We start from the raw sequence: 7,777 nt of genomic DNA, 5'->3' as shown, positions 1-7,777 counted from the left end.
GCGCCGTACTGTCGGTGGTGGGTCTTGCTGCGCTCGTGACAATGGGCGCGCTCGACGGTGACGCGTACAAAGTGGTGAGTTTCAGTGTGTACGGTGCAATGTTGTTCGTGCTGTATGCTATCTCAACGCTTTACCACAGCGTGCGCAACCCGCGCGTGAAAGCCGTTCTGCAAAAATGCGATCATTCGGCGATCTACCTGCTGATCGCCGGCAGTTACACCCCGTTCACACTTGTTACGTTGCGCGGACCGTGGGGCTGGTCGCTTTTCGGCGTAAGCTGGGGGCTTGCCGCTCTCGGCATCGTGCAGGAACTGACGCTCGGGCGACGCACCCGCAGCGTTTCGATGGTGCTGTATGTCTTGATGGGATGGCTCGCGCTCGTTGCCGTCCGCCCGCTGGTTCAAGCCTTACCGGCAGCGGGTACCGCCTGGCTCGTGGCCGGCGGGATCATCTACAGCGCCGGCATCTACTTCTTCATCAACGACGAGCGCATCCGGCACGGACATGGTATCTGGCACCTGTTCGTACTGGCGGGCAGTCTGTGTCAATTCGTCAGTGTCGCGCGCTACGTCGCGTGACATCCCACGGCGGCGAAATGCAACTAAAGGCCAGTCAACGTGTCTGCATAGCGCGTTGAAGCATTCGGCACGCGTTTCCCGCGTGCCGCCGATTTCTCTGCGACCGGAACCGGGCTTTGGCCTCGAACGCGCCATGCGGGCGTGTTCATGCCGCGCTTGTACCAGCTTGTGCCCATTTGGTGCCGTCTGGTGCCGTTCGCGAAACTGCATTGCAAAGAACATTTATGTCTTTTGATTCCCTCGGCTTGTCCGAACCGCTGGTCCGCGCTGTACTCGAACTCGGCTACACCACTCCGACTCCGATCCAGACGCAAGCGATCCCTGCCGTGCTCAACGGCGGCGACCTGCTGGCCGGCGCGCAGACCGGCACCGGCAAGACCGCCGGCTTCACGCTGCCGATCCTGCAGCGTCTGAACACCATGCCCGCCGCCACCACGGCCTCGGGCAAGCGCGTCGTGCGCGCGCTGATCCTCACGCCGACGCGTGAGCTCGCTGCACAGGTCGAAGAAAGCGTGCGCGCTTACGGCAAGTACCTGAAGCTGAAGTCGACCGTGATGTTCGGCGGCGTCGGCATCAATCCGCAAATCGGCGCGTTGCGCAGCGGCGTGGACATCGTCGTCGCAACGCCGGGCCGTTTGCTCGACCACATGCAGCAGAAGACGATCGATCTGTCGCATCTCGAGATTCTCGTGCTGGACGAAGCTGACCGCATGCTCGACATGGGCTTCATCCACGACATCAAGCGCGTGCTCGCAAAGTTGCCGCCGAAGCGTCAGAACCTGCTGTTCTCGGCCACTTTCTCCGACGAGATCAAGACACTCGCCGACAATCTGCTCGACTCGCCGGCGCTGATCGAAGTCGCCCGCCGTAACACGACGGCTGAACTCGTCGCACAAAAGATTCACCCGGTCGACCGCGACAAGAAGCGCGAGCTGCTCACGCATCTCATCAAGCAACACAACTGGTTCCAGGTGCTGGTGTTCACGCGCACGAAGCACGGCGCGAACCGCCTTGCCGAACAGTTGACGAAAGACGGCATCAGCGCACTGGCGATTCACGGCAACAAGAGCCAATCGGCCCGTACGCGCGCGCTCGCCGAGTTCAAGGACGCCACGCTGCAAGTGCTGGTCGCAACCGACATCGCCGCACGCGGCATCGATATCGATCAGTTGCCGCACGTGGTCAACTACGATCTGCCGAACGTGCCGGAAGATTACGTGCACCGCATCGGCCGCACGGGTCGGGCAGGTGCATCGGGCGAAGCGATTTCGCTGGTGTGCGTCGACGAACTGCAACTGCTGAAGGACATCGAGAAGCTGATCAAGCGTCAGGTGCCGCAGGAAGTGATCGCCGGTTTTGAGCCGGATCCGACTGCGAAGCCAGAGCCGATTCTGCGCCGTGGCCAAGGTGGCGGCGGTGGCGGTGGACGTTCGCCGCGCCAGGGTCAAGGCGCGCCGAAGCGTAGCGACGCCCGGCACGAGAGCGGTCAGCGTGAAGGCGGCCGCCGCGACGGCGCAGCAGCGGCCAAGCCGGCGCAACGTTCGGGTCAGCGTCCCGCGAATGGTCAGCAGCAGCCGAAGCCGCAAGGTGCGAAGCCTGCCGGCAACGGCGGCCAAGCGCGCCGCGACGGCCAGCGTCAGGACGGCCAACCGCGTGCAGCCGCACACGAAGGCAGCGCCGCGCAACATGCACCGCGCAAGCCGCAGGCCGCCAAGCCGCAAGGCGGCAATCCGGGTGCCTTGCTGGGCGGCACGAAGTCGCGCAACGACGCGCCGCGTGGCGGCCAGCCGACGCGCAGCGGTCAGCGCGGCCGTTAAGCATTAAGCAACTGCCTGCTCGCTAGCCGCAGTCCCAGACTAACGGCTAGCCGCAGCGGCGGCTTGTTTCAGGTGCTCGATCTGCCGTTCCCATCGATCGAGCACCGTCTCTCCTTCCCCTGCCAGTTCAAACGTAATGCCGCTCGTCAGGCGCGCATAACGCACGCTCTGCGCCTCCCCTGTGTCGATCGAGCCAATCAGGTACACAAGGCCGCTGTCATCGCCTCTCACGCCCGCTAGCGGCGTTAAACGCAACTGCACCTGATAGAACGCCTCGTCGCAGACGAACGTCAGCGCGGCCCGGCCGCTTTGCGCGATCACGCGCGCCGCCCGAGCCTGCGGCCACAATGCGATGCAGAGCGAGCGCGAATCAGGCGCATACAACTCGCCGACGCCGAGCAGCGAGGTGCGCACATGGCCGTTCGCATCGACGGTGAGCAGCGATGCGGTGAAACCCGTCTTGCTCGCCAGCGACGAACCGTCGAACAACGTGCGGACAGCGTCAGGCCATTCGTCGAACACGTTCTGTTCGAGTGGACGTTCGGGTGTAGGGGAATCGCTCATCGTGTCGATCCAGTCTGAAACAGGTTGCCAAGGTTGCCAGGATCAATCATGCCTCGAAAAGCGAATGGCCCGCGCAAGCGGGCCATTCATCTTCGTCTCTATCCGCCGTGGACTCAGCAGAAAAACCTCAGCGGAAGAACACGTGCTGCGTGATCTTGGCGAGCGGGTAATGCACGCCCGGCTGAATCTTGGCCGGCAAATCGAGTGGCTTGAGCAGCATCTTTACGCACATGTCCGCCGACAGATTGCGCCGCACCAGCGCATTGATACGTGCCGCGCGCTCGCGGTTGTAAGCCGAATCGTGCACGCGCTCCGGATAGCGAATCGCGAAGACATGCCTCAACGCGATCTCCGAGTCTTCGTTCTTGATTTCCATCACGCGGCGCATCAGCGCGCCGAGAACCGCAAGACGGCCGTTGCCTTCGATCTTGTTGTACTTCTTGAAGAACTTGAAAAAGTGCTTGTAGTGACGGACTTCGTCGGTGCGGATGTTGTCGGTGATCTGCTTGAGCACCGGCTCATCCGAACATTCGCCGATCGCGCGATACAGCGTTGCCGTGCCCGTTTCCACCACACAGCGGGCCACCATCTCAAGCGCACGGGTCTTTTCGAAGTCTTCGAACGAGCAGGTCAGCGAATACTCTTCCATGAAATTGCGGAACGCGGTGTCCCAATCGAACTCGGGCCAGACGTACGCGATATACGTCTTGAGAGCCCGGCCGTGCTGCATCTCTTCCGGCTCCCATTCCTGGTTGAGCCAGGCCGAGACTTCCGGGTCACCGTCGAAGAAAGTGCTCAGATTGCTGGTGTAAAGATCGGTGCCGCTTTCGATAAACGAAGCGGCGCACAACAGAAGCAGCAGGTCTTCGTTAGCCACTGCCTTCTGGCGATCTATGCGGGTGAGGTCGATATTCTCGATCCGCCAGGGCATCACATGGTTCAGCTCAGTGTGCATTGTGTCCTTGCTCCGAAAGCTGTATCGACTCGTGGAGCGCTCGAAACCGCCCACTATCGCAAGGGCGGTTCGCCGTGTCAGATACAGCGCCTTGAATTAGAGTTAACCCCTCGTATCTTGCATCTTAGCCGGTGTTTGGCAACTCTGCAGATAACCCAGCACAGACCATGCCGGACCGCCACAGTTCCAATTTCACGGTAGTCGAATCCTTCGGTTGATTACAAGCGAACACGCAAGGCACAAAAAAACCAGCTCGACGAGCTGGCTTTGGCTTGAACAGACTGTGCACGTTAAGCGCGGCAACGCTCGCTGCGGAGCACAACGCCCGCCGGCAATGCCGTCATGCGGGCTGAACGCCTTCGAGATGACGGACGCGCCGCATACGCCACGCGACCACGATGAGCGACAACCCCGAAAGCACCGCGGCAATCAGGACGTAGTAACTTGGCGCGAGTTTGTCGCCGGTCAAATGAATGAAGGTCTCCACAATCGTCGGCGCAAAGCCGCCGAAAATCGTCACGCCGATGCTGTAACCGATTGAAAGACCGGTCGACCGCACTTGCGTCGGGAAGATCTCGGACATCAGCGCGGGCATCGGTCCGGAGTAAGCCGCCTTGAAAACGCCGGCTGTGCCTTGCAACACCAGCAGCCAGCCGATCGTCGGATGGGTCTGCAACCACGCGAACATCGGGTAGATCAGCGTACCCATCAGAATCGACGTCGTCAGCATGATGCGAATCCGGCCGATACGGTCAGACAACGCGCCCATCACCGGCGACAGAATGAACTGCAAGCCACCGTTGAGCACCACCACGCCGAATGACGCCGCTGCCGGCATGTGCAACTGCTTGACCGCGTACATCGGCATGTAGAGTTGCAACACGTACACGCCGACCGTCGACTGCGCAACGATACCCACGGCCAGCAGCAGATTCACCCACTGGTTGCTGAACGACGCATCCTTTTCAGGCGTCTCATGACGCTTGCCTGCCGCCTCACGCGCTTCACGCAACGCGAGAAATTCCGGCGTCTCGTCAAGATGCGAACGGATGTAATAGCCCACCGGCCCGACGAGCAGACCGAAGATGAACGGCAGGCGCCAGCCCCAACTATTGAGTTGCTCGGGCGGCATCCACGCGGTCAGGAGCGAACCGAAGGCCGCCGCGGTGATCGCAGCCAGGCCCTGGCTCGCGAACTGCCAACTCGCGTAATAGCCACGCCGCGACGCGCTGTGTTCGACCATGAAGGCCGTCGCGCTGCCGAACTCACCACCGACCGCGAAGCCTTGCACGAGCCGCGCAAGCAGGATCAACACGGGCGCGGCGATACCGATCGACGCATACGGCGGCATCACCGCCATCGTAAAGGTGCCGACCATCATCAGCGCGATGGCGAGGGTGAGCGCCGCCTTACGACCCTTGCGATCGCCATAGACGCCCAGTACGACAGCCCCAAGCGGCCGCATCAGGAAGGAGATGCCGAAGGTGGCGATCGCGAGCAGCGTCGATAGCCATTCGTCCTGCATCGGGAAGAACTGCTTCGCGATGATGGTCGCGAAGTAGCCGTAGACCAGAAAGTCGAACCACTCCAACGCATTGCCGACCGACGACGAAAACACGATACGTCGCACCATCGCTTTGGAAAGCGGAGCGGACGTGGAATGCGGGGATGCCGTCGCGGATCGCGACGCGGGGGTATTCATGATGTCTCCTGCCCTGCCTGATGCTAGTTCTGGTTGCGCTGGACGCGCTGAGTACGCACGAGGCGCGTGCGCGACACCGCACTCCGTTTGTTTGGCTCATTCAGAAGCCGGCTGCCAGCCCGTCGCGACGGCTGTCGCTCGCCGCCACGTAGCCGCGGTCCGGATCGTTCCGGTCGAGCTTCCAGATGTACTGGCCGGAGCCGAAGTCCATGTACGGATCGTCGACCGACTTGATCGTGTGGCCCAGCTTCTGCAGCGCCGCGGCGGTCTGCGGATCGAGCGTCGATTCGATGTCGATCGTGAAGTCGCGGTTGACCTTCCAGCGCGGCGCATCGCAGGCGGCCTGCGGTTGCTGACCGTAGTCGAGCATCCGCACGATCGATTGCAGATGGCCTTGCGGCTGCATATCGCCGCCCATCACGCCGAAGCTCATCACCGCTTCCTGCTTGCCGTCCACCTGCTGCGTCAGGAACGACGGGATGATGGTGTGGAACGGCCGCTTGCCACCCTCCACCACGTTCGGCGACTTCGGGTCCATCGAGAAGCCGCAGCCGCGGTTCTGCATCGCGATGCCGCTGTCCGGCACCACGATGCCCGAGCCGAAGCCCATGTAATTCGACTGGATGAAGCTGATCATCATGCCGCGCTCGTCCGCGACCGACATGTAGATCGTGCCGCCGGCCTTCGGCATGCCGAAGTCGAATTGCGTGGCGCGCTTGTGGTCGATCAGCTTCGCGCGCGACGTGAGGTACGCGTCGTCGAGCATCTGCTCGGGTGTCACTTCCATCGACCGTGGATCAGCGACGTAGCGATAGACGTCGGCGAACGCCAGCTTCATCGCTTCGATCTGCAAATGCTGCGACTCGACGTTGTCGACGGCGAGTTCTTTCACGTCGAATTTTTCGAGGATGCCCAACGCGATCAGCGCGGCGATGCCCTGCCCGTTCGGCGGAATTTCATGCACGGTATAGCCGCGATAATCCTTGCCGATCGGCTCGACCCAGTCCGCTTTGTAGTTGCGCAAATCGTCGAGCGTCAACGCGCCGCCGCCTTTACGCGCAAACGCCGCGATCTGCTCGGCGATATCGCCTTCGTAGTATGCACGCGGGCCTTGTTCAGCAAGCTTGCGCAGTGTCTTCGCGTGGCCGGGAAAGCGCACCAGCTCGCTGACTTCCGGCGCGCGGCCGCGCGGCATGAAGGTTTGCGCGAAGCCCGGCAGGTCCTTCAATTCCGGCACGGCGGCCGCCCACTTGTAAGCGACGATGCTCGCCACCGCATGACCTCGCTCGGCGATTTCGATCGCCGGCTCCATCAGATCGGCGAACGGCAGCGAACCGAATTTCTGATGCAGCGCCTCCCAGCCGGCGATCACACCCGGCACGGTCACGGCGTCCCAGCCACGCTTGGGCTGCTTCGCGAGGTCGTTTTCCTCACCGTATTTGCGCTTGAAGTAATCGACGTTCCACGCCGCTGGCGACACGCCGGAAGCGTTCAGACCATGCAGCTTCTTGCCGTCCCACACCAGCGCGAAGGCGTCGCCGCCAAGGCCGCATGACACCGGCTCGACCACCGTAATGGCAGCGGCCGCCGCGATCGCCGCGTCGACGGCATTGCCGCCTTTCCACAGCATCCGTAGGCCGGCTTGCGCGGCGAGCGGGTGCGAAGTCGAAACAATGTTGCGCGCGAATACAGGCAGACGCGGCGTCGGGTAGGGGTTTTGCCAGTTGAAGCCAGTCATGTCGAACACTCTCGAAAGCGCGGCCCGGCGCGTTCTCGAACGCCGGAAACCATGGGAAACGGGTAAAAACGGGGTAAAACGCGGAACCTTGGATTGCAGCGCGATCCGGCACAAAAAACAAATTCATTTATCAAATGAATAAATGCGCAAATGATCTGAATGAGTCGCCGCACGGTCGTCCCCGAACCGAACGATGACGCACGAGTTAGCGGACAGGACGTGCGATGGTCTTACAATACGCTCACCCTCGTTCACGCATTACCCGTTTTCCGGCTCAGCTTATCGCGCCGCTGACGGGCAGCGCCGATAAAAACCCACGACCCGAGACACATGACCCGAGACCCCCGCCTGACTCTCAATGCCCGGCAACAGGAACTGCTGGAGTGGGTGCAACGCGACGGCTTCGTGACCGTGGACGACCTC

6 protein-coding genes and 1 pseudogene are annotated in these 7,777 nt (G+C 61.9%); 3 read left to right on the top strand and 4 right to left on the bottom strand.

Annotation, left to right across the window (positions count from 1 at the left end):
* Nucleotides 1-578 (top strand): PAQR family membrane homeostasis protein TrhA (gene trhA / locus VFE81_RS03080; RefSeq protein ID WP_325043180.1); only part of this gene is annotated, 578 nt, incomplete at its 5' end.
* A 224-nt stretch (nucleotides 579-802) separates the two neighbouring features.
* The gene (locus VFE81_RS03075) at nucleotides 803-2,395 is read left to right on the top strand and encodes a DEAD/DEAH box helicase (protein ID WP_325043179.1); all 1,593 of its coding nucleotides are present in this window, start codon (nucleotides 803-805) and stop codon (nucleotides 2,393-2,395) included.
* Between the two features lie 39 nt (nucleotides 2,396-2,434).
* Here the strand turns inward: VFE81_RS03075 and VFE81_RS03070 are convergent, their stop codons facing one another.
* The 4 genes from VFE81_RS03070 to ggt all read right to left on the bottom strand — a co-directional run bounded on the left by VFE81_RS03070 (nucleotide 2,435) and on the right by ggt (nucleotide 7,354).
* Nucleotides 2,435-2,959 (bottom strand): hypothetical protein, encoded by a 525-nt coding sequence (locus VFE81_RS03070; RefSeq protein WP_325043178.1) that lies wholly within the window; start codon nucleotides 2,957-2,959, stop codon nucleotides 2,435-2,437.
* 127 nt (nucleotides 2,960-3,086) lie between these two features.
* Nucleotides 3,087-3,914, bottom strand: coding sequence for a ferritin-like domain-containing protein (locus VFE81_RS03065; protein ID WP_325043177.1), 828 nt, complete (start codon nucleotides 3,912-3,914; stop codon nucleotides 3,087-3,089).
* 340 nt (nucleotides 3,915-4,254) lie between these two features.
* Entirely contained in the window at nucleotides 4,255-5,616 is a 1,362-nt protein-coding gene (locus tag VFE81_RS03060) for an MFS transporter (RefSeq protein ID WP_325043176.1), read from the bottom strand.
* A gap of 100 nt (nucleotides 5,617-5,716) precedes the next feature.
* Nucleotides 5,717-7,354, bottom strand: a complete 1,638-nt coding sequence (ggt, locus tag VFE81_RS03055) for a gamma-glutamyltransferase (RefSeq protein WP_325043175.1) — start codon at nucleotides 7,352-7,354, stop codon at nucleotides 5,717-5,719.
* Between the two features lie 330 nt (nucleotides 7,355-7,684).
* Between ggt and VFE81_RS03050 the strand changes: the two are divergent.
* Nucleotides 7,685-7,777 (top strand): annotated as a pseudogene (locus VFE81_RS03050) (DeoR family transcriptional regulator); the annotation flags it as partial.

Origin of the sequence: Paraburkholderia sp., assembly GCF_035656215.1 — a bacterium.
In the GTDB taxonomy this organism is placed as follows: domain Bacteria; phylum Pseudomonadota; class Gammaproteobacteria; order Burkholderiales; family Burkholderiaceae; genus Paraburkholderia.
Note: the sequence above shows the minus strand (reverse complement) of the source record. Positions and strands in the feature narration are given on the sequence as shown.

Bases quoted from the DNA above. Each gene is read 5' to 3' on its own strand.
- VFE81_RS03075 (WP_325043179.1), top strand. From the start codon at position 803: ATGTCTTTTGATTCCCTCGGCTTGTCCGAACCGCTGGTCCGCGCTGTA.
- VFE81_RS03070 (WP_325043178.1), bottom strand. From the start codon at position 2,959: ATGAGCGATTCCCCTACACCCGAACGTCCACTCGAACAGAACGTGTTC.
- VFE81_RS03065 (WP_325043177.1), bottom strand. From the start codon at position 3,914: ATGCACACTGAGCTGAACCATGTGATGCCCTGGCGGATCGAGAATATC.
- VFE81_RS03060 (WP_325043176.1), bottom strand. From the start codon at position 5,616: ATGAATACCCCCGCGTCGCGATCCGCGACGGCATCCCCGCATTCCACG.
- ggt (WP_325043175.1), bottom strand. From the start codon at position 7,354: ATGACTGGCTTCAACTGGCAAAACCCCTACCCGACGCCGCGTCTGCCT.